The organism is Pseudomonas sp. IB20, from assembly GCF_009707325.1.
Taxonomy (GTDB): Bacteria; Pseudomonadota; Gammaproteobacteria; order Pseudomonadales; family Pseudomonadaceae; genus Aquipseudomonas.
Genome location: NZ_CP046103.1, coordinates 2,088,953 through 2,109,285, shown reverse-complemented (window position 1 = coordinate 2,109,285; position 20,333 = coordinate 2,088,953). Strand labels below are relative to the sequence as shown.

The window sequence follows — 20,333 nt, the reverse complement described above, 5'->3', positions numbered from 1 at the left end:
GTAAAAAATAGCGGGCCCATATTCAGCAGAGCCCACCGAATTTCGATAGTTCAAGGAATTTACCGCGCTGCACCACCGGAGAAAAAAACGCGCATTAATTTAAACCTTTTGCCGAGGGCCCCGCTCAACAGTCAGGTACGGCATCACGCCACGGTGGATTTCAAGGAGATCCACATAACTACTCTGCTGATGAAACAAATACCGAGCTGCAAGCCAAACACGCCCACTAATCATCCCTGACCCAATTAATTTAAACCTTTTGCCGAGGGCCCCGCTCAACAGTCAGGTACGGCATCACGCCACGGTGGATTTCAAGGAGATCCACATAACTACTCTGCTGATGAAACAAATACCGAGCTGCAAGCCAAACACGCCCACTAATCATCCCTGACCCAGGAGACACTCGACCATGAGTTCGCAACTCAACGGCAAGCACATCCTCATCATCACCTCAAACACCGGCATTGAGCGCGATGAGCTGCTCAAACCCCTGCAAGCGCTGCGCGGTTATGGCGCCACGGTAACTCACGCGTCCAGCAAGGGCGGCACTACCCAGACCTTTGTTGGCGACACCGAGAAGGACAAAACCGTGGAGTCCGACGTGCAATTGTCGGCGGTGGTGAGCAGCGACTTCGACGCCCTGGTGATCCCAGGCGGCACCGTCAACGCCGACACGTTGCGCCAGGATGCGGCGGCGTTGCGCCTGATCAACGATTTCGTCAAGGCCGGTAAAACCGTCGCGGCGATCTGCCACGGGCCGTGGGCGCTGATCGATGCAGGCGTGATCAAGGGCAAGACCCTGACCTCCTACAAAAGCGTGCGCATCGACCTGCAAAACGCCGGCGCTGCCGCTTGGGTGGACGTCGAGGTCAAGCAATGCCCGGCCAATGGTTGGACCTTGATCACCTCGCGTACGCCGGATGACCTGCCGGCGTTCAACGAGGCGATTGCCAAGGCGGTTGCGGGTTAAACCAGCCGTTTAAAGCAAAACAGGCGCCCTGGCTGTTTGGTGCTTAAGTTCAGCTTTTACGCTGATCAGCCATCTCACGTTTGGGCCCGAACATCGCCCACACGATCAGCCCGAACAGCGGCACGAAAATCAGAATGATCAACCACAACCCCTTGGTCTCCCAGCCACCGGTGCTGCGCAAGACGACGTTGATCGCCCACAATTCCAAGATCAGCAGAATCACGGCCAAAATGATCCAGATAGTTTCCAATTGCATAGTTCACCTCCTGAGGTCTATGCATTAGGTCAGCCGTATGGCTCCAGGGTTCCATCCGATTTGCACCCAGGCGCTCTCGCCCAACGGTTGCGGCTAATCCTGCGCGACCTTCTAGACTCACCGCACTCACGTTTTTTAATCCACCCGATGAGCGGGAATTTCAACCAGCGCTCGGTGGGCCACCCACGTCTGCGCGAATACCTGTCGAGCTTGAAGAACTCGCTGAGCGGCAACAGCGCCGCCGGCTCCGCCCTGCCTCCGGGCACCTACGCCAGCAGCCCGCGATCACAAAGCTTCGTGCCGGGTCGCATCGAAGCGCTCCCGCGCCTGAAGTGCCGACCTTGCTCGCGAACCTGGCCGCCGTAACCTTCAACGCTCAGCTGCACATCACCGTGACCAGCGTCGCAATGGATTGGCCGCCACCTCAAGGCACCGGCAACCAGCCGCTGAAGCCGCCCTGTCGGGTCAGCGGGCTCCAGGCAAAGTCGCCTGCACTCGCCGGCAACACTTGATGTTCAGCGCCCGCAACGGCGGCACCTTTCCAGTCAAAAATCCTTGACCCCCGCCAGGCCAGAACCACCCCTTGGGCCTGGCTGTCATCGGTGCTTATCCAACACGCAGCCGCAGCCGCCATGAAGGCCTCGATGGGCTCCTCGTCAATCTGCGCGCGGTACGCCGAGCCCAGCAGCCAGCGGCAGACGTTCAGGTGATACGTCCAGTCCTGCGGTGGTTGGTTGTGATAGGCCCAGATCATAAAGCTGCGAAACAGGTTCAACCCCTCGGGCGGGTCGAGCTTGAGCAGTGCCGGGCAGATGTCGAACAAGGTGTGCCAATACGGCAACAAACGCGCATCCAGGTGCACGAAGCAGCGGGAATTGCTGGGGTATTCAGGCAGTGTCGGTTCCGCGCGCAAGCGACGGGACGCCTTGCTGACCAGGCGGCTGGCGCCTGCAGGCAATAGATGGTTCATCAAACGCACTCACAGTCGTGACGATAGAACGCCTCCTGATCACAGGAAGCCCAAGGCACACGTCAGAATGCGGGGGAAGCGCGGGGATTGGCTGAGGGCCAGGAATATCGCGGCGGCGCCTTGTTGCGCCGCTCATGGGCCGGGCGCGGGGTTTGCTGGAGACTCAACAGCCAGGCCAGGCCGATGAGGAACACGATGGCCACGGTCACGGCGGAGCACACCGGGCAGGCAAAGTAGTTCGAGATGTTGCTGGAAGACGGGTTCCCCAACCCTTTGTCGGAAAGTGGCGCCTGGCTACCGTCCACCGAACAGAAGGCCCCGCCGATGCCATTGAGCTGTTGGCCCATCATCTGCCCATGCCCCAAACCACAGGCGAACACGTTCATCAGCACGCAAAAGTACAGGGCCCAGGCGATCAGCGAACGGTCAGGGTGGCTCAATTTCATGGCGGCGACTCTACCACCGAAGCCCCAAAGGGATGAAGCACCGCGCGCCCCTGTGGCAGAACGTCGCAGATTACGTGGGCTGGCCGGGGTTGGTAGACTGTGCGCCCGCATCATTACTCCTTTTCAAAGCCTGTTATGTAGATCCAGAGCAATGCAGGCGTTTCACAGGATGCACAGTTAATGAGTACGTTATTCACCCGCCGCAAAGTGCTGACCGGTATGGGCCTGTTGGGTCTAGGCAGCCTGCTGGGCGGCTGTGACTACAGCCCCAAGCTGAACTTCAAGTACGGCAAGGACCTCAGTGACAAGATCATGGGCCGCACCTTCAAGCTCAAGAACACCGACGGCGAAACCGTCACCCTGAGCTCGTTCCGTGGCCTGATGCCAGTGGTGTTCTTTGGTTTCACCCAGTGCCCGGCCGTGTGCCCAACCACCCTGGCCCGCGCCGCCCAAGCCAAGAAGCTGATGGGCCGCGATGGCGAGATCATGCAAGTGGTGTTCATCACCCTCGACCCCGAGCGCGACACACCGGAATTGCTCGACAGGTACGTGAAGGCCTTCGACCCCAGCTTCGAAGCGCTGTACGGCACCCCGGAAGAAATCGCCGTGGCCGCCAAGGAGTTCGGGATCTTTTATGAAAAGATCCCTGCCGGTGACACCTATACCTTGTCGCACACCTCGACCAGTTTCGTCTTCGACACCCGTGGCAACCTACGCCTGGGCCTGTCGGCATCCCTTACCGCTAAAGAGTGCGCAGAAGACCTGCTCACCGTCATGGAGGTCTGCTAATGACTGCCGTTCAACACCTCAAGCGCTTTACTTTCGGCCTGACGCTGCTGGGCCTCGCTGCCCACGCCAGTGCCCAGGTACAAGTGAGCGACGCGTGGGTACGCGCCACCGTAGCGGGCCAAACGTCCAGCGGCGCCTTCATGACCGTCACCGCCGACAGCGACAGCAAACTGCTCAGCGTAGCGTCGCCGGTAGCCAAGGATGCGCAGATTCATGAGATGAGCATGAAGGATGACGTGATGCGCATGGGGCCGGTGGACTCGGTGGCGTTGCCTGCGGGTAAAGCGGTCAAGCTGGACCCGAACGGTTATCACGTGATGCTGATGGGGCTGACTGGGCAGATCAAGGAAGGTGATCAGGTGCCTTTGACCTTGACCGTAGAGAACGCCAAGGGTGAGAAGCAGGTGATTGAAGTGAAAGCGCCGGCGCGTGGGTTGAACGGTATGGATGGCAAACATGGCATGCATGGTCAGAATGGCCAAGACGGCCAAGACGGCGAGAACGGCATGGACCACGGCAAGATGACCCCGGCGCGCCGGGCATGTACGCCAACCTGATCAAGGCCTGCCAGAACGCCGATTTCGAACCCACGATTGCCTTTGAAGTGGAACGCATGCTGACCAACGTCAGCCTAGTGGCGGCCGGCGAAGGCATCTCGGTGGTGCCGGCCTCCGAGCTGGGGGCGATGTATCGCAAAGGGTAAGGCTCAATCCACAATAAACAGCTTCGCCCCACTGCGGGTGGATGAGCGATGGCCTTCCATGTCATTGCCCACCTGGTAACTCATCCCGGCCGTGAGCGTGAACTGGCGGCCGTCTTCCAATTCGGTGTGCAGTTCCCCTTCGAGACACAGCAACACATGCCCGCGCCAGCACCAGTGATCGGCCAAGTAACCGGGGGTGTACTCGACCATGCGCACACGGGTCGTGCCGAAGTGGCAAGTACGCCACAGGGCACTGCCGGTAACGCCCGGGTGAAGTTCGGGTTCGACGGTGGACCAGTCGGTGGTGCCAAACGGGACAGCAGTCAGTTCCATGGTGGGCTCGGTCGTCAGTTAACGTGGTACGACCCTATCTGCCTGAAACGCGCAGCGGTAGACACAGATCGACGGCTTTTGTGAGATACAGGCGCCCATGCTTGTTAACCTACCCGCCCTGCCCTCACGGACGCGTGCTTATGCAGATCGACCCCGCTTTCATCCTTCACGAGACCGAGCACTGGCGGCTCAACCATCACCTTGCGTCGAAGCTGCCGGGCTACCTGATGCTGGGCGCCAAGGCCCCCATCGATTCCCTCGCCGACATGCCGGACGCAGCGCTGGCGGAACTGGGGGGCTTACTGGCTAAAACCCAACGGGTGATCGAGGCGCAGCTCCAGCCGAAATGGCTGTATATCAGCCGCTACGGGCACATGCCCGGCTTCCCGCTGCACTTTCATTTCATCCCAGTGTATGACTGGGTGGAGCAAGCGTTTTGACAGGATCAGCGCTACCGCGTGCTGCAAAATTTTGGTGCCCCGGAACAGGCGCAGGCGCTGACCGATGTGGCTGAATTGACACTGTTTGTGTGGCGCGAGTTTAGCGAGAGCCCGACACCGCCGGCGGTTCAAGGGGGTTCGGTTGGCCGGGTGATCGAGCGGTTGCGCACCGCTCCGCAACCTGCTCCAATGTGGGAGCTGTCGAGCCCCAGCGAGGCTGCGATAGCGGTGGGCAGGCGACAACTGTGCTGACAGTGCCGCCGCCTTGCAGCCTCGCTAAAGCTCGACAGCTCCCACAGGGGATCAGCTTGTCGGTCAGGTTCGGTTCGCAGGGCCTGGATGCAGCCAATTCCAGCCCCGACGGCGAGTGATACACCGCCTGCTCCTCGCCCACATAACCGTAGGCTCTGTAGAAGCTCGCCGCATTCAGCGTCGCATCCAGCACCACTTCTTCAATCGCCAGTTCCCGCGCAACCCCTTCCAAATGGTCAAGCATCGCCTTGCCATACCCCCGCCCGGCAAACTCAGGTAGCACGAACAACGCGCCCACTTCGTTGTTGTCGGGGTCGAGCATCCCGGTGATCACGGGTTCATTGTTCACCCAGCCCAGGTAAAACGGCTTGTCCATCAGCACGCTGTAACCGTCTTCGGCGCGGCCGCGGGTCCACAGCAGCATTTGTTCGCGGGTGTAGGCGCCGATGCATTGGCTGCGGATGGCCAACAGGCGAATGTCGAACGCCGCCTGGGCGTCCTCTGGGGTGGCGCGTTTGATCTCTAGCATTGCTTTCTCCGTCCATGAACTCATCGTGCGATTAGCACACTGGTGCTAATCGATCCCTTTGCCCGGCGGCGCTATATTCCGCGGCACTTCCAACGCCCCCTGGCACCGTGCATTTATCGCGCGTGGGCGCGGTGCGCGCTGAAAAAACCATAACAAACCCGACTACCGCTACACGTACCCGTCGCGTCCACCTTCTGGACCACCTACCTCGGCTCCGCCCTCGGTTCCAGCCTGGCCTTCATCTTCGGCGCCGTCGCCGTGCTCGCCACCCCGGTCGGCATGGACACCATGGACGCCGTCAAACTCGCCACCGGCGCCATCGGCCCGCTGATGCTGGTGCTGTTTTTGCTCAGCGTAATCAGCCACAACGCCCTCAATCTGTACGGCGCAGTACTGTCAATCATCACCCTGGTGCAAACCTTCGCCTACCGCTGGATCCCCACCGCCAAAAGCCGCGCGGTAATCTCCATCCTCGTACTCGCCGCCTGCGCCATTGCAGCCGTGTTCGCCTCCAAAGACTTCATCGGCCACTCAGGGCTGCTGGGTGCAGTGGGGATTGCGGTGCAAATTCCGTTTATGAACACGCCGCTGTATGTAGGGCCGATTTCCGAACACATTAATGGGGCGGATTTGTCTTGGGTGGTGGGGTTGCTGGTGACGTCGCCGTTGTATTTCTGGTTGGCGAGTCGGGACAGTGCGTACAAACGTCGGATGGAGGGGGGGAAGTTGGTGAGTGGGGTTTAAGCCGACTGCCTGAAGCGTTTCAACAGTGATGGATAGAACCACCCCTATCTTGGCTTTACGGCTGGGGTATGGGTGGTTTTTTCGTTTTTGAGCGTGGGCGAACCGTTTGCTTTCGCCCAAATGCGAACGTCAGTGAGTGGCTGCGGTGCGGGTGTGATTTGGACGGTGGACAGGGACTGCTTCTGGCCGAATGCTGCCCCTCATGACAGGCAGCAATCGCCCATAAGCGGACGGTTACGTTCGCAGCCCTAAAACGATTCACACCAATACCGTCAGACATGCCCCAGCCGGCTCCCGGCTGCCGAATGTTTTATGGCGGTTGTGCGTGGGAGACCTTCGGGTCTGCCGGGTTTTGGTGTAAATCGTCCGGTCTGCGAACCCGCGCACAGCTGCCACCCAATCTGTTTCGCAGCAGAGCCGGTGGTAAATCTTTTTTCTTGAGGATTTACACCATGACTACTCAACACCCGCCCCGCCGCTTCACCCCCATGTCCCAAACCGCAACCGAATACCCTGTCCTCCTCATCGACAGCGACGCCCCGCTCAGCGAGCTCCACGCCTGCGCCAGCGAGCGTCTCAACGCCGCCCTCGCCTACCTGCACCTAATGGCCTGTTCCAATGTGTCCGACTATGCCGAGCACGACATCAATACCGTCGCCAATACCGCTCGGATCATGGTCCAGGATGTGGCGGATGTGTTTACGGTGATGGAGCGGCGCGGGTTTGATTGTAAGCGCTCCATAAACCCCGCATTCAAAGCGCTTAGCTGATGCCGGATGCTGTGCTTCCGATTCCCTCAGGAGCCTGTTCGCCATGATGCGACCCGATGCAAAAGTCGAGAAAGTGTATCTGTACCCTAAGCCAGTCGACTTCCGAAAATCCATTGACGGCCTGGCTGCCTACTCGAGATCTTAGCGAAACGTCCTAGCCATCCTGGCGAATAACGCCGACATATTTACCTGACAAACCCCTTCAAAGTCTCTCGCCTGACTGTTCAGTGCGAGGGACCGCCGATGTACTTCTCCGTTAATGCCTGGCCCTATGGGGCTGTCATTTGAACCCGGCCATTGGCCGGCTGGCCCTGACGCCCATGGATGCCAAAGCGCCGGACGTTGAAAGCGTCTTGCGTGACTTTCGCAACTGCCTGAACACCTTTGACGACTGGGCTTCGAGCTTCTGGAGCTTTTCGGCGCTGGATGTAGAACAGGTGTTCAAGGTTGGCAATGAAGTGGCGCTGGTCGCGCCCATCAACCGCTCCATTTTTCCCAGCAGCACCGTCGCCACCTGCCAGGCCAATGGCACATTGACCCTGGTGCACATGTTCCAGAGCGCGCGGTTTGTGCCCATCGGTGACACGCCGGTGATACTGCAACGCGTCGACCCCAACGGCGGGCCATTGGGCGAGCCGATCCACAAGACCATCGGCCCCAGCGGCATTCTCGAAATCACCGAGTGTGATCGCAACCAGCAGTACCGAATCAGTTTCTACCCCAACGTTTCCAAGGATCACGTCAAGGCGCTGTATGCGTCTTATCAGTCGGTGATCGCGGAGCTGGAAGCGCGCCTGCGCGACGAATGGAACAGCACGTTTAAGGCGCAGTGGAAAAACTATACGGACGCTACCCCGCTGGACCGGCGCAGGATGCTGGAAGCGGCGTTTCTCAGTGGCATGGGCAAAGCACTTTACGGGCTGTGGGACAACATCACGCAGTTGTATGACCTGTTGGCGGACATCAAGCCCAACAGCGAGAAGTTGCTGCACTACATCTCCCAAACCGAACTTGATGAGCTGCTGAAGCTCGGCAACGACGCGATCGCCAACGGCCTGCTGGTGCTTAGCGATGAGCCACTGCTGTTCATTTATGTGTCGGCGATGGTCAGCTGGATGCGCATGCTGCCGCCGCCAGAAATGAATGAGTTGATGGGGGAGATCACTGGCGAGGTATTGATCAACCTGCTGCTGATTTGGGCAACGGCGGGAATGGGTGTGGCGGTGCGCCTGGGTACGCAGGTGCTTGGGCATATCAAGTCTGGACGGACGCGGGATTTGTTGGAGTTGCTGGCTAAAAAGCTGGTGATGCCCAGGTTGGAGCCGCATGCCGAGGTGGTGAAGCCGTTGCTGGTGGGCAGTGCGGCGACGCCGATCAAGACGGTGCCGGTTGTGCCGTTGAAGGCAGGGGATCAGTTGGTCTCAAACCCGGTGCCTGCGGTTCGTAAGAAGACTCAGCAAACAGCGTTGGTGCGCCAGGAACATGTCGATGATGTGCCTGTCGCTGCGAAGAATCCGCAGGGAGATGCGGCGGCGCCTGCGGATAAAACGGCCACCAATGGCTGCCCGGTGTCGATGGTGACTGGGGAGGAGTTGCTGACCCTTACCGATGGCACGTTGGATGGGATTTTGCCGTTTGAGTGGACCCGGTTGTACCGCACCAGTGCGGTGGAAGTGGATTGTGGGTTGGGGTTTGGTTGGAGTCACTCGCTGGCGCAGCGGTTGGTGGTGGACGGTGATTCGGTGGTTTGGACGGATCATGAGAACCGGTCTACTGCCCTGCCCTTGCCCACGGTGGCTCGACCGGCGATCACCAATAGCTTGGCCGAGGCGGCGATTTACTTGGGGTCGCTGCCTGATGAGTTGGTGCTGGCTCAGGCGTCACGGTTTTATCACTTTCGCGACGGTGTACTGACGGCGATCAGCGATGCGTATGACAACCGGCTGCGTATTGCTCGTGATCGTTCCGGTCGGATTGAGCGGCTGGATAACGGTGCGGGTCGGTCGCTGTTTCTGCGCTACGAGCTGGGTCGCATTGTTGCCGTTGACTATCAGGTTCATCGCGCCAAAGGGTATGAACCCTACGTATGGGTGACTGAGCAGAACGTCGTTTCCTACAGCTATGACGAAGCTGGACGACTGGTTTCAGCGACTAACGCTGTAGGCGAAAGTGAGGTTTATCGGTACGACGATCAGCACGTCATTCTTGAGCGGCAGTTGGCCGGTGGGGCGAGTTTCTTTTGGGAGTGGGAACGGGCTGGTAAGGCGGCGCGGTGTGTTCGGCATTGGGCCAGCTTTTCACAGATGGACACGCGGTATGCGTGGGAGGACGGCGGCAAGGTTACGGTTCACAACGCGATGGTAGCCAGGAAGTTTATGTCCATGACCAGCGGGCGCGGCTGGTGCAGCGCATTGATCCGGACGGCGCTGAGCATTTCAAATCCTATGACGCCAAGGGCCGGCTGACGGTTGAGCAGGACCCGCTCGGGGCGGTGACGGCGTATCAATACGACGAAGCCGGGCGTTTGGTGGCGCTGTTTCCTGGGGAGGATGAGCCGACTTCCTACGAGTATGACAACGGGTTCGTACGGGTCGTACGGCGTGGTGAAGCGGTTTGGAAATATGAGCGTAATGACCAGGGCGACGTCACGCGTAAGACGGATCCTGATGGCCACGTTACGGACTATACGTACAACAAACACGGGCAACTGATTGGGGTTTGGTACCCAGATAACGGTTGTCACCGGCTGGTTTGGAATGAGCGTGGGCAGCTCGTTGAAGAACAACTGCCGAATGGCGGTATCAAGCGGTATCGCTATGACGATCTTGGGCGACAGACTGCACTTGAGGACGAACATGGCGCCCTGACCCAGTATCAACGGGACGGTGTAGGTCGGTTGATTCGCGTCCTACTTCCAGACGGCGCAACGCGGGAATACAGCTACAACCCCTACGGAAAAATCACCGCCGAACGCGATGAACTCGGCCACGTCACCCGCTACGAATACGCCGACGGCCTGCACCTGATAAGCCGGCGCATTAATTCTGACGGCACCCAGGTCAAATACCGCTACGACAACGCCCGGTTGCTGCTGACAGAGATCGAAAATGAAGTTGGCGAAACCTACCAGCTTGATTACCACCTCAACGGGCTGATCCAGCAAGAAATCGGCTTTGACGGCCAGCGCACGGCCTACGTCTACGACCTCAACGGCAACCTGCTGGAAAAGACCGAACACGGCGACGACGGCAGTCAGCTTCTTACCCGTTACGAGCGCGACCCTTCCGGCCGCCTCGTACGAAAAACCCTCCCGACGGCGTGTTGTTGACTATGCCTACGACCGCAGGGCAACCTCCTCAGCGTCGACGACGGCCACTGGGCGCTAGCCTACGAATACAACCCGCAAAACCGCCTCACCGCCGAACACCAAGGCTGGGGCACCTTGCGCTACGGCTACGACGCCTGCGGCCAGCTGAAAAACCTGCGCCTGCCGGACAACAATCGTCTCACCTTCAACCACGACAAAGGCGGCCACCTCGCCACCGTCGAGTTAAATGGTGCGCTGCTAACCTCCCACCTATTCAAAACCGGCCGCGAGCATCAACGCCAACAAGGCCAGCTCCTCAGTCATTACCACTACGACGAGCAAAACCGCCTGCACGCCCACGCGGTGACTCAAGAAAACCATGACCTCTACCGCCGCCACTACGACTACGACAAAACCGGCAACCTGACCCGCCTGCTAGACACTCGCAAAGGTGAACACCACTACCACTACGACCCCCTCGCCCGCCTGACTAGGGCCGACCACTCGCAAGACGTGCAGGAACGCTTCGGCCATGACCCGGCGGGCAACCTGCTAATGCAAGACCGCCCCGGCCCGGACATCGTGGCGGGGAATCGGTTGATGATCCAGGGCGATCATCATTACGACTATGACGCCTTTGGCAACCTGATCCGCCAAAGACGCGGCAAGGGACACCAACTCGTCACCGAGTACCGCTACGACTGTCAGCATCGGTTGATCGGCATTACCCAACCTAACGGCCAAACCGCCAGCTACTGCTACGACCCGTTTGGTCGGCGGATCAGCAAAACCGTCGACGGCATCACCACGGAGTTTTTCTGGCAAGGCGACAAACTGATCGCGGAGCATCACGCAGATCGCCATCGCAGTTACATCTACGAACCAGACAGCTTCCGTCCGCTGGCACTGCTGGCAGGCTTTGGCCCGCAAGACACCCAACCCTTCCACTACCAACTCGACCACCTCGGCACCCCGCAGGAACTCACCGCCCCCAACGGCGAAATCGTCTGGTCAGCGCATTACCGCGCCTACGGCCAAATCAGCCGCCTCGACATAAACAAGATCGACAATCCGCTACGTTTCCAGGGCCAATACTTCGACCCGGAAAGCGGCCTGCACTACAACCGCCATCGCTACTACAATCCAGATATTGGTCGCTACCTCACGCCCGACCCGGTGAAGCTGGCGGGCGGGATCAACGCGTACCAGTACGCGCCCAACCCTACGGGATGGGTAGATCCGCAGGGTTTGGCATGTACTCCGCATGACTGCCCTCAACCTGTTGCTGGCGGAACCTGGCGATTTAATTCCGACGTAGACGTTGATAGACGGAAGGAGTGATCGAACAAATGCACAAGGGATTGAACCAAGACCGCCCGGGCCCGGACATCGTTGCGGGTAACCGATTAGTGATCCAAGGCGATCATCATTATGACTATGACGCCTTTGGCAACCTCATCCGCCAAAGGCGCGGTAAGGGCCATCAGCTCGTCACCGAGTACCGCTACGACTGTCAGCATCGGTTGATTGGCATCACTCAGCCCAACGGCAAAACCGCCAGCTACCGCTATGACCCGTTTGGTCGGCGCATCAGCAAAACCGTTGATGACATAACCACGGAGTTTTTCTGGCAAGGCGACAAGCTGATCGCGGAGCATCACGCAGATCGCCATCGCAGTTACATCTACGAACCGGAGAGCTTCCGTCCGCTGGCACTGCTGGAAGGCTTTGGTCCAAAAGACACCCAGCCCTTCCACTACCAACTCGACCACCTTGGCACCCCGCAAGAACTCACGGCACCTGACGGCGAAATCGTCTGGTCCGCGCACTACCGCGCCTACGGTGAAATTGCTCGCCTAGACATCAATAAAATCGACAACCCGCTGCGCTTCCAAGGCCAATACTTCGACCAAGAAAGCGGGCTGCACTACAACCGCCATCGCTACTACAATCCAGATATTGGTCGTTACCTGACTCCCGACCCGGTGAAGCTGGCGGGTGGGATCAACGCGTACCAGTACGCGCCCAATCCTACGGGATGGGTGGATCCGCTGGGATTAAGTTGCAAGGTTGGAGGGTGCCCTGGCTCAAACGTCGACCCCCTTCAATAAGCCTCGGAACGCGGCGCCGCCAATCACGGTTGGTTGAAGTCGTTCCACACCTTCTCGTTCGCCAGTTACTGGAACCCCAAGGAACAGGGGTTTTCCGACCTGTTGGTGATCAACGATGACCGCGTCGCGGCCGGTAAAGGCTTCGGCCAGCACCCGCACCGGGACATGGAGATTTTCTCCTACGTGCTCGACGGCGCCCTGGAACACAAGGACACCCTGGGCACCGGTTCGGTGATTCGCCCCGGCGATGTACAACTGATGAGCGCCGGCAGCGGCGTGGCCCACAGCGAGTTCAACCACAGCCAGAGCCTGGGCGTGCACTTCCTGCAAATCTGGATTGTGCCGAATGTGGTCGGCGCCGAGCCACGCTATCAGCAGGAGCACTTCAGCGTGGCGCAGAAACGTGGGCGCTTGCAGTTGATCATCTCGCCGGACGGCGCCGAAGGCTCACTGAGTGTTCGCCAGGATGCACGGGTGTATGCCGGGCTGTTCAACGGCGACGAAACCGCGACCCTGGACCTGCCGCCCGACCGCCACGTGTACATCCACGTGGCCCGGGGCAGCGTTGAAGTCAACGGCCAGCGCTTGCAGGAAGGCGACGGCGCCCGGGTGCGCAATGAACGGCAGATCCGCCTGAGCCATGGCGAGAATGCCGAGGTGCTGGTATTCGACCTGCGCCCTCAGGAACTGCCGCAGATGCCATGACCGTCGCCACGATAGCTCGCAAAACGGGCTATCGCTGGCATCGATAGTCACCATCAGCGCAATGAAGTTCTCTTAAAAAATCCAACGCGTACCATCAAACCCATGCCAAACGGCACCCCACTAGAACACTCGGAGCACACCACCATGAAACGCCAACTCTTGCTTAGCCTCGCTTTCTCGGTACTCGCTGCAAACGCTTTTGCTCACCCGGTTGTCGCTGAAGGCGGCGCGGATCGCCTGCAAGGTAACCACGTAGCAGAAGGTGGTTCTGACCGTCTGCTGGAACGTCGTGTTGCTGAAGGTGGTGCCGATCGTCTGCAAGAACGTGGCCTGGCCGAAGGCGGTGCCGATCGTCTGCAAGAACGTGGCCTGGCCGAAGGCGGTGCCGATCGTCTGCAAGAACGTGGCCTGGCCGAAGGCGGTGCCGATCGTCTGCAAGAACGTGGCCTGGCTGAAGGCGGTGCGGATCGTCTGCAAGGCAACAACGCATAACCCCGCCGTGTTCGCGGGGCACCCCAAACCGGCCTGATCAGCCGGTTTTTTTCGTCCAGGATTCAGCGCAGGTCGCGGTCTACCCACAGCACTGCCTTGCCGATCTGTTGCCGCGCTTCGATGCGCGCATGGACATGCTGCACCGTCTCCAGGGTGTAATGGCCCTCGATCGCGACGCTCAGTGATCCCTCCAGCATCGCCGCGAATACCGCATTGGCGCGCCGTTGCACAGTTGCGCCATCGATCATGTGATCGGCCAGCCGGGGCCGGGTTAGAAACAATGAACCCGCCTCGCCCAACTCAATCGGGTCCAGGTCGGTCAGCGAGCCGGACACGTTGCCGTAATTAACGATCAACCCACGTGTGCGACAGGCGCGCAAACTTTCGCGCAAGGTGTTCTTACCCAGCGAATCAAACACCACGTCCACCCCTTGCCCGCCTGTGGCTTGCAGGACCTGATCGGCAAACCGGTCATACGTCCAGGCCTGGTGTGCACCGCGCTGCAGGGCAATCGCACATTTCTCCTCGGTACTGCCGGTGGTAAACACCGTGGCCCCCAACCGCCGCGCCATTTGCACCAGTAATTGCCCAATGCTGCCGGACGCTGCGTGCACCAGGCAGGTGCTGCCCGCGTGCAACCGGGCCACGTCGTCAATCAGGTAGTGCGCCGTGCAGCCCTGGAACATCGCCGCAGCGGCTTGATCGAAGCTGATCTCGCTGGGAATCTGCGCAATTTTGTCGGCGGGCACATTGGCGTACTCGGCATAGGCGCCCCAGGCAATGCACCAGGCCACGCGGTCGCCGACGGCCAGATGGCTCACGCCCGGGCCGACTTCCACCACCACACCGGCGCCTTCCATGCCCAAGGTGCACGGCAGGCGCACCGGGTACGTCGCCGAGTTGGCGTACTTGCCTTGGCGCGTATGAATGTCCATGAAATTGATCCCGGCGCAGGCCACTTTGACCAACACATGCCCCGCCGTGACCTGGGGTTTGGCAACGTCGTGGCGCAATTGGGAGACTTCGGGACCGCCGTAGGCTTGCAGGGTAATGGCTTTCATCGGGGAACAACTCCGTTTGCACTGGGAAGCGGCCATGGTAAAAGGACTTCTTCGGTTGGAAAATTCCCGAATATCTCCCAGGCTCTGTGCGGAAATAACCCGATGTTCGATTGGCAGGATCTGTATTACTTCACCGTTTTGGCCCGCACCCAGTCGCTGTCGGCGGCCGCTCGCGAGTTGCAGGTGGAACACGCCACCGTCGGGCGGCGGGTCGACGCCCTGGAAAAGGCCTTGGGCGTGAAGCTCGTCGACCGCCTGCCACGCAGCCGGCCGCTCACCGCCCAAGGCCTGGCGCTGGCCCAAGTCGCGGCAGGCATGGGCGAGATGGCCACCGAGGTGCTGCGCTTGTCACGGGTCGCCTCCATCGAACTGGCCGGCACGGTGCGGGTCAGCTGCCCGCCGTCCATCGCCAACCACTGCATCGCGCCCCACGTCGCCAGGCTGCGCGCCGACTACCCGCAGTTGAACCTGGTGCTAATGCCCTCCACGCAACTGGCCGCGCTGGACAAGGGCGAAGCCGATATCGCCTTGCGCACCGTGCGCCCCGACGAAGAGGCACTGGTGCGCCGCAAAGTCGGCGTGGTGCGCTTCGGTCTGTATGCCGCGCCGGCATTCCACCCGCTGCCTGCCAGCCAATGGACATTCATCGCCTACGACAACAGCCGCGATCACCTGCCGCAACAGGCGTGGCTGCACCAACTGCGCGGCCAACGCCCGATCGTGTTTGCCGCCAGCGACCTGATCACCCAGCAAATGGCCGCCCGCGCGCATGTCGGCGCGGTGGTATTGCCAACGCTGGTAGGCGATCACGACCCGTTGCTGGCACGATTGCCGACAGCCAGCGACGGGCCGATGCGCGATATCTGGCTGACGGTGTACCCCGATATACGCCGCTCGCCATCGGTGAAAGTGGTGATGGAGTTTCTGGTGGCGTGCATCGAAGGTGAGGCGCAGTTGCGGCGTTGAATCAGTACGACGTGGCGAGGAATTTCTTGCGATATGCCGCCGGCAGCATCCCTACGCGTTGTTGGAACAGGCGGCGAAACGAATTGCTGTCTTCATACCCGACCGCATAGGTGATGCTTTCAAGGGTCATGCGCGTCGACTCGAGCATCTGCTTGGCGCGCTCCAGGCGCAGGGTTTGCACATAGGCGATTGGCGTGTAGCCAGTCGCCTTCTTGAACCGCCGCTTGAAATTGCGTACGCCAAAACCAAAACGCCGGGCCACATCATCAATCACCAGCGCTTGGGCAAACTGCTGCTCCAGCCAATGCTGCACCCGTAGGATCTCACCGTCGCCGTGGCTCTTGGGCAACGACCACATGGCGTACACCGACTGCTCGGTACGCACGTTGTCGATCAACAAATATTTGCCACAGGTATGCGCCAGCTCCGGTGAACCGAAGCGGCGGATCAGGTGCAGCATCAGGTCCATCGCCGCACTGGCGCCACCGCACGTAATCACACGGCTTTCTTCGCAGAGAATCTGCGCGTCTTCCAGGACCACGTCTGCGTAACGCCGTCGGAACAACTCAGCAAACGCCCAGTGGGTGGTGGCGCGCAGGCCGCGCAACAGGCCGCTCTCCGCCAGCAAAAACGCCGCCGTGCACATCGACGCCAACACAGCTCCCTGAGCATGCTGCTCGCGCAACCAAGGCGCGTATGCGGGAAAAGTCGGCAAGGCTTGTTTGAGGGTAAACAGAAAGCCGGGGACCAGGATCAAGTCGGTCTGGCGGACCTGCGCGGTCGAGCACGCTACCTGCAAGCGCTGCCCGCCCCAAGCGTCTACGGCCTGGCCGTCGAGGGACGCGACCACGATTTCAAACTGAGGCGTGTCAGCAAACAGGTTGGCAGCGCTGAGCATCTCCAGCGCCAGGGTGGTGCTGGCGGCAGAACATTGATCGACCAGGAGCAAGGTAATGTGCATAAAGGAGCGCCCCTTTGCGCTTTTCGCATGTAATAAGTCATTTGCGCACCTACCTTAGCCGATTCCACGCCCTTACAGTGCTGCCACTGATCAACTGCCTGGCGCGTTTATGAATCTCTGGTTTCGATTGCTGTTCATGCTGTCCCGTCGCCCCTGGCGCAAGCCCGCCCATGGCCTGGACACCACCGTGGTGCGCATGCGGGTGTGGCCGCTGGACCTGGATATCAACCGGCATGTCACCAACGGCCGGTATTTCTCGCTGGCGGACGTTGCGCGGATGGATTTTGTACTGCGCACCGGCGCGTTTCGCGTGGCCCTGCGTAATAAGGCGCTGCCGATCGTGGGCGATACCTGGGGCAAGTTTCGCCGCGAGCTGAAGCTGTTCGAAGCGTTTGAGGTACACACCCGCATGCTTGGTTGGGACCACAAGTGGAGCCTGATGGAGCACCGTTTCGTCAGCAAAGGCCGGGTGGTTGGGGTGGTGGTGATGCGCGGGCTATTTCGTTCAGCCAAAGGCACCCTGCCCCCAGCAGATTTTGTGCGGGAGCTGGGCTTGGTCGAGGCGTCACCGGCTATGCCGCAGTGGCTCAGCGACTGGGCAAAGAGCTGTGATGATATGAGTGTGCAGTTGCGGGAAGAGGAGCAGGTTTGAAGTCAAGGCGCTGACGCGGACTGCCCGGCACTGACCGGCTCCAACCCATCTGAGCGGCGAAGCGGCTCCAATAGAGGCCACTGCGCGCTTACTGATAGAGCGCGGTGTCAGGTTTAAGGGCCGCTTCGCGCCCCAACGCGGGGCAAGCCCGCTTGCGACAACAGCCCCGCTTGCGACAAAGAGGGGGTTCAGGCCTGCAGATCGGCCAGCCCCAAGCGGCGAAGCGGCATAGAGGCCACTGCGCGCTTACTGATAGAGCGCGGTGTCAGGTTTAAGGGCCGCTTCGCGCCCCAACGCGGGGCAAGCCCGCTTGCGACAACAGCCCCGCTTGCGACAAAGAGGGGGTTCAGGCCTGCAGATCGGCCAGCCCCAGATGCTCGCGCAGCGTCGAGCCTTCATACGCGGTGCGAAACAACCCTTTGCGCTGCAAATGCGGAATCACACTTTCGACAAATTCGGTAAACGACCCCGGCAAATAGCCCGGTGAAATCACAAACCCATCGCACCCGCCCTGCTCGAACAGCTGCGCCAACTGGTCGGCGATCTGCGCCCCGGTGCCCACCAGTTGTGGCACGCGCACGCTGCTGGCGAACAGTCGGCCAAGTTGTTCCAGAGTGGTTTGCGGGCCTTGCATCAGCAGTTTTTCGGCAGCCGCCGCATGGATCAGCGGCGACTGGGCGATCTGGGCCAAGGTGGCCGACAGCGGGAATGGCGACAGGTCCACATTGAGTTGCGAAGCCAGTGTGACCAGCCCCAACTCGGGCCGCGCCAGGGCGTTGTGCTGGTCGCGCTTGGCCCGCGCTTCGGCCTCGCTGCCGCCAATAAACGGCATCACCGCCGTCAGCACCTTGCAGCTGTCGGCATCGCGCCCTTGCTGCACCACTTGGGCGCGCACGTCATCGCGAAAGGCGCGCATGGCCGCCAAGTGCGGGTGAATGGTGAAAATCGCTTCGGCCCAGCGCGCACCAAACCGCCGACCGCGCCCGGACGAACCCGCCTGGATCAGCACCGGCCGGCCCTGGGGCGTGCGCGGAATATTCAGCGGCCCTTCAACCTTGAACCACTCGCCGTGGTGCTGCACCGACGTAATCAACGCCGGGTCGGCGAGCACGCCACGCTCGCGGTCCAGCTTGAGCGCGTCCTTGCCCCAGCTGTTCCAGAGTTTCAGCGCGACGTCCACAAACTCATCGGCGCGGTCGTAGCGCAGGTCGTGTTCCAGGTGCTTGTCCTTACCGAACAGGCGCCCTTCGCTGTCGTTCATCGAGGTGACAATGTTCCATGCCGCGCGGCCCTTGGACAGGTGGTCGAGGGTGGCAAACTCGCGGGCGATATGTGCCGGTTCGTAGTAGGTGGTGGAGCGCGTCGCGCCCAGGCCCAGCTTGCGGGTCTGGCCTACCAGATAAGACAGAATCGGCAACGGGTCCAGGCGCGTGGCGTCCTGGGCGCCGTAGCGCAAGGCGAACTCACGGGAGCCGCCCATTTGGTCGCCGACGGCCAGGCGGTCGGCGAAGAACAGGAAGTCGAACAGGCCCTCTTCCACCACCTTGGCGATGCGTGAGTAGTAGTCGGGGTCGAGGTAATTGCCCACGGTTTCAGGGTGGCGCCACACGGCGTGGCTGTGCACCACGGGGCCGCTCAACAGGAACGCCGATAGGTGGATTTGGCGGCTCGTGGTCATGGAAGGCCTTAGCAGGGAGACTTAAAAGATTCAGCCTTAAAAGTTATATTGATAATTAGGCATTATGAAAGAACGATATAATTCTATGGATATGCCCCATTCATCGAAACGCAGTAAAAGCGCCCTAAGCTCAGACCGAAAGAGTATTTATCGAATGCTTTTTAGAACTTTAAGCTTGGCCATATTTCGCTGAATATCGAGCGCGCCATGTCTATTCGCTGCCCCCTCGTTGTTGTCCTCGGGTTGTTGGCTTTTTCGATCGCGGCCAGTGCTGAGGCCCAGGAAACCGTGCGCATCGGTTACCAGAAATCCTCAACCCTGATCACTCTGCTGAAAACCCAGGGCACCCTGGAAAAAGCCCTCAAGGCCGACAATATTGGCGTGAGCTGGCACGAGTTTCCCAGCGGCTTGCCGCTGCTCGAAGCGCTGAACGTGGGCAACGTCGACATCAGCGCCGACGTGGCCGACACCGTGCCGATCTTCGCTCAGGCCGCCCAAGCCAAACTCACCTACTTCGCCCAGGAAGCGCCCTCGCCTTCAGCCCAGGCCATCGTGGTGCGCAAGGACTCGCCGATCCAGCAGTTGGCGGATTTGAAAGGCAAGAAAATCGCGGTCACCAAGGCCGCCGGCACTCACTATTTACTGATCGCCGCGCTGGCCAAAGCAGGTTTGGCGTTCTCGGATATCGAGCCGGCCTACCTGTCGCCGGCAGATGGCCGCGCGGCCTTCGAAAACAACAAGGTTGACGCCTGGGTCACCTGGGAACCCTTCCTCACCAGCGTGCAGCGTCAACTGCCGACCCGCACCCTGGCGGACGGCGCCGGCCTCGCCAGCTACAAGCGTTATTACTTGACCGGCACGCCCTACGCCAAGGCGCACCCCGAGGTGTTGAAGGTGGTGTATGCGCAATTGGAAAAAGCCGGCCAGTGGGTGAAAACCAACCCGCAGGACGCGGCGAAAGTGCTCGGCCCGCTGTGGGGCAACCTGGACGTGGCCACGGTTGAAGCCGCCAATGCGCACCGCAGTTATCAGGTGAAACCGGTGACGGTCGACCAGTTGGGGGAACAGCAGAAGATCGCGGACGCATTCTTCAAGGCCGGGTTGTTGCCCAAGGCAGTGGATGCCAAGGATGTGCAGACTTGGAAGCCCTGAGGTCTATCGACAGGCCTCATTCTTCAAGCGCGACTGGTTATAAAAC

The 20,333-nt window shown here is 60.3% G+C and carries 15 protein-coding genes and 7 pseudogenes; 14 read left to right on the top strand and 8 right to left on the bottom strand.

The window, feature by feature from the left end:
• Nucleotides 1-409 precede the first annotated feature (409 nt).
• Nucleotides 410-970: a type 1 glutamine amidotransferase domain-containing protein gene (locus tag GJU48_RS09905; protein WP_094950191.1), complete on the top strand. Its 561-nt coding sequence runs from the start codon at nt 410-412 to the stop codon at nt 968-970.
• A 49-nt stretch (nt 971-1,019) separates the two neighbouring features.
• Here GJU48_RS09905 and GJU48_RS09900 read toward each other — a convergent pair whose 3' ends face one another.
• On the bottom strand, nt 1,020-1,226 hold the full coding sequence (locus tag GJU48_RS09900) for a PLD nuclease N-terminal domain-containing protein (protein WP_094953799.1): 207 nt from the start codon (nt 1,224-1,226) through the stop codon (nt 1,020-1,022).
• A 111-nt stretch (nt 1,227-1,337) separates the two neighbouring features.
• Here GJU48_RS09900 and GJU48_RS25125 point away from each other — a divergent pair.
• Nucleotides 1,338-1,454: pseudogene (locus tag GJU48_RS25125) on the top strand (ATP-dependent Clp protease proteolytic subunit); the annotation flags it as partial.
• Nucleotides 1,455-1,650: 196 nt separating this feature from the next.
• Here the strand turns inward: GJU48_RS25125 and GJU48_RS09890 are convergent.
• Nucleotides 1,651-2,196, bottom strand: a complete 546-nt coding sequence (locus GJU48_RS09890; RefSeq protein ID WP_094953801.1) for a putative natural product biosynthesis protein — start codon at nt 2,194-2,196, stop codon at nt 1,651-1,653.
• A 62-nt stretch (nt 2,197-2,258) separates the two neighbouring features.
• Nucleotides 2,259-2,642 (bottom strand): DUF2946 domain-containing protein, encoded by a 384-nt coding sequence (locus GJU48_RS09885; RefSeq protein WP_094953802.1) that lies wholly within the window; start codon nt 2,640-2,642, stop codon nt 2,259-2,261.
• Nucleotides 2,643-2,822: 180 nt separating this feature from the next.
• Between GJU48_RS09885 and GJU48_RS09880 the strand changes: the two genes are divergently transcribed.
• From GJU48_RS09880 to GJU48_RS09870, 3 genes and pseudogenes are all read left to right on the top strand, one after another.
• Nucleotides 2,823-3,431 carry an SCO family protein gene (locus tag GJU48_RS09880; RefSeq protein WP_053255622.1) on the top strand — a complete coding sequence of 203 codons (609 nt, stop codon included), beginning with the start codon at nt 2,823-2,825 and terminating at the stop codon, nt 3,429-3,431.
• A complete protein-coding gene (locus GJU48_RS09875) occupies nt 3,431-3,988 on the top strand; it encodes a copper chaperone PCu(A)C (protein WP_371923436.1) in 558 nt (185 codons plus the stop codon). Before GJU48_RS09880 ends, GJU48_RS09875 begins: the two co-directional genes overlap by 1 nt.
• A pseudogene (locus GJU48_RS09870) lies at nt 3,958-4,104 on the top strand (LysR substrate-binding domain-containing protein); the annotation flags it as partial. The gene GJU48_RS09875 and the pseudogene GJU48_RS09870, both read left to right, overlap by 31 nt.
• Nucleotides 4,105-4,137: 33 nt before the next feature.
• Here GJU48_RS09870 and GJU48_RS09865 read toward each other — a convergent pair.
• Nucleotides 4,138-4,467, bottom strand: a complete 330-nt coding sequence (locus tag GJU48_RS09865) for a DHCW motif cupin fold protein (protein ID WP_094953803.1) — start codon at nt 4,465-4,467, stop codon at nt 4,138-4,140.
• 140 nt (nt 4,468-4,607) lie between these two features.
• On the opposite strand from GJU48_RS09865, the pseudogene GJU48_RS09860 reads away from it, so the two are divergent.
• Nucleotides 4,608-5,159: pseudogene (locus GJU48_RS09860) on the top strand (HIT family protein).
• 91 nt (nt 5,160-5,250) lie between these two features.
• Here GJU48_RS09860 and GJU48_RS09855 read toward each other — a convergent pair.
• A pseudogene (locus GJU48_RS09855) lies at nt 5,251-5,688 on the bottom strand (GNAT family N-acetyltransferase); the annotation flags it as partial.
• A gap of 162 nt (nt 5,689-5,850) precedes the next feature.
• Between GJU48_RS09855 and GJU48_RS09850 the strand changes: the two are divergent.
• The 5 genes and pseudogenes from GJU48_RS09850 to GJU48_RS09825 form a co-directional block, all read left to right on the top strand.
• Nucleotides 5,851-6,432 (top strand): annotated as a pseudogene (locus tag GJU48_RS09850) (cytosine permease); the annotation flags it as partial.
• A 452-nt stretch (nt 6,433-6,884) separates the two neighbouring features.
• Nucleotides 6,885-7,202 carry a fructose-bisphosphate aldolase gene (locus GJU48_RS09845; protein ID WP_094953905.1) on the top strand — a complete coding sequence of 106 codons (318 nt, stop codon included), beginning with the start codon at nt 6,885-6,887 and terminating at the stop codon, nt 7,200-7,202.
• 320 nt (nt 7,203-7,522) lie between these two features.
• Nucleotides 7,523-12,602, top strand: a pseudogene (locus GJU48_RS09840) (RHS repeat-associated core domain-containing protein); the annotation flags it as partial.
• Between the two features lie 18 nt (nt 12,603-12,620).
• Nucleotides 12,621-13,325, top strand: a pseudogene (locus tag GJU48_RS09830) (pirin family protein); the annotation flags it as partial.
• Between the two features lie 144 nt (nt 13,326-13,469).
• Entirely contained in the window at nt 13,470-13,817 is a 348-nt protein-coding gene (locus tag GJU48_RS09825) for a hypothetical protein (RefSeq protein ID WP_094953413.1), read from the top strand.
• 62 nt (nt 13,818-13,879) lie between these two features.
• Here GJU48_RS09825 and GJU48_RS09820 read toward each other — a convergent pair whose 3' ends face one another.
• Nucleotides 13,880-14,878, bottom strand: coding sequence for a quinone oxidoreductase family protein (locus GJU48_RS09820; RefSeq protein ID WP_094953414.1), 999 nt, complete (start codon nt 14,876-14,878; stop codon nt 13,880-13,882).
• 102 nt (nt 14,879-14,980) lie between these two features.
• Between GJU48_RS09820 and GJU48_RS09815 the strand changes: the two genes are divergently transcribed.
• On the top strand, nt 14,981-15,844 hold the full coding sequence (locus GJU48_RS09815) for a LysR family transcriptional regulator (protein ID WP_094953415.1): 864 nt from the start codon (nt 14,981-14,983) through the stop codon (nt 15,842-15,844).
• A gap of 1 nt (nt 15,845) precedes the next feature.
• Here the strand turns inward: GJU48_RS09815 and GJU48_RS09810 are convergent, their stop codons facing one another.
• The gene (locus GJU48_RS09810; protein ID WP_094953416.1) at nt 15,846-16,805 is read right to left on the bottom strand and encodes a GlxA family transcriptional regulator; all 960 of its coding nucleotides are present in this window, start codon (nt 16,803-16,805) and stop codon (nt 15,846-15,848) included.
• Between the two features lie 109 nt (nt 16,806-16,914).
• Between GJU48_RS09810 and GJU48_RS09805 the strand changes: the two genes are divergently transcribed.
• Nucleotides 16,915-17,457, top strand: coding sequence for a thioesterase family protein (locus tag GJU48_RS09805; protein WP_094953417.1), 543 nt, complete (start codon nt 16,915-16,917; stop codon nt 17,455-17,457).
• A 346-nt stretch (nt 17,458-17,803) separates the two neighbouring features.
• Here GJU48_RS09805 and GJU48_RS09800 read toward each other — a convergent pair whose 3' ends face one another.
• Nucleotides 17,804-19,135: an LLM class flavin-dependent oxidoreductase gene (locus tag GJU48_RS09800; RefSeq protein ID WP_094953418.1), complete on the bottom strand. Its 1,332-nt coding sequence runs from the start codon at nt 19,133-19,135 to the stop codon at nt 17,804-17,806.
• Nucleotides 19,136-19,342: 207 nt separating this feature from the next.
• Between GJU48_RS09800 and GJU48_RS09795 the strand changes: the two genes are divergently transcribed.
• Nucleotides 19,343-20,287 (top strand): aliphatic sulfonate ABC transporter substrate-binding protein, encoded by a 945-nt coding sequence (locus tag GJU48_RS09795; protein WP_094953419.1) that lies wholly within the window; start codon nt 19,343-19,345, stop codon nt 20,285-20,287.
• Nucleotides 20,288-20,333 lie beyond the last annotated feature (46 nt).

Bases quoted from the DNA above. Each gene is read 5' to 3' on its own strand.
- GJU48_RS09875 (WP_371923436.1), top strand. From the start codon at position 3,431: ATGACTGCCGTTCAACACCTCAAGCGCTTTACTTTCGGCCTGACGCTG.
- GJU48_RS09885 (WP_094953802.1), bottom strand. From the start codon at position 2,642: ATGAAATTGAGCCACCCTGACCGTTCGCTGATCGCCTGGGCCCTGTAC.
- GJU48_RS09905 (WP_094950191.1), top strand. From the start codon at position 410: ATGAGTTCGCAACTCAACGGCAAGCACATCCTCATCATCACCTCAAAC.
- GJU48_RS09795 (WP_094953419.1), top strand. From the start codon at position 19,343: ATGTCTATTCGCTGCCCCCTCGTTGTTGTCCTCGGGTTGTTGGCTTTT.
- GJU48_RS09845 (WP_094953905.1), top strand. From the start codon at position 6,885: ATGACTACTCAACACCCGCCCCGCCGCTTCACCCCCATGTCCCAAACC.
- GJU48_RS09800 (WP_094953418.1), bottom strand. From the start codon at position 19,135: ATGACCACGAGCCGCCAAATCCACCTATCGGCGTTCCTGTTGAGCGGC.
- GJU48_RS09900 (WP_094953799.1), bottom strand. From the start codon at position 1,226: ATGCAATTGGAAACTATCTGGATCATTTTGGCCGTGATTCTGCTGATC.
- GJU48_RS09825 (WP_094953413.1), top strand. From the start codon at position 13,470: ATGAAACGCCAACTCTTGCTTAGCCTCGCTTTCTCGGTACTCGCTGCA.
- GJU48_RS09865 (WP_094953803.1), bottom strand. From the start codon at position 4,467: ATGGAACTGACTGCTGTCCCGTTTGGCACCACCGACTGGTCCACCGTC.
- GJU48_RS09890 (WP_094953801.1), bottom strand. From the start codon at position 2,196: ATGAACCATCTATTGCCTGCAGGCGCCAGCCGCCTGGTCAGCAAGGCG.
- GJU48_RS09815 (WP_094953415.1), top strand. From the start codon at position 14,981: ATGTTCGATTGGCAGGATCTGTATTACTTCACCGTTTTGGCCCGCACC.
- GJU48_RS09805 (WP_094953417.1), top strand. From the start codon at position 16,915: ATGAATCTCTGGTTTCGATTGCTGTTCATGCTGTCCCGTCGCCCCTGG.
- GJU48_RS09880 (WP_053255622.1), top strand. From the start codon at position 2,823: ATGAGTACGTTATTCACCCGCCGCAAAGTGCTGACCGGTATGGGCCTG.
- GJU48_RS09810 (WP_094953416.1), bottom strand. From the start codon at position 16,805: ATGCACATTACCTTGCTCCTGGTCGATCAATGTTCTGCCGCCAGCACC.
- GJU48_RS09820 (WP_094953414.1), bottom strand. From the start codon at position 14,878: ATGAAAGCCATTACCCTGCAAGCCTACGGCGGTCCCGAAGTCTCCCAA.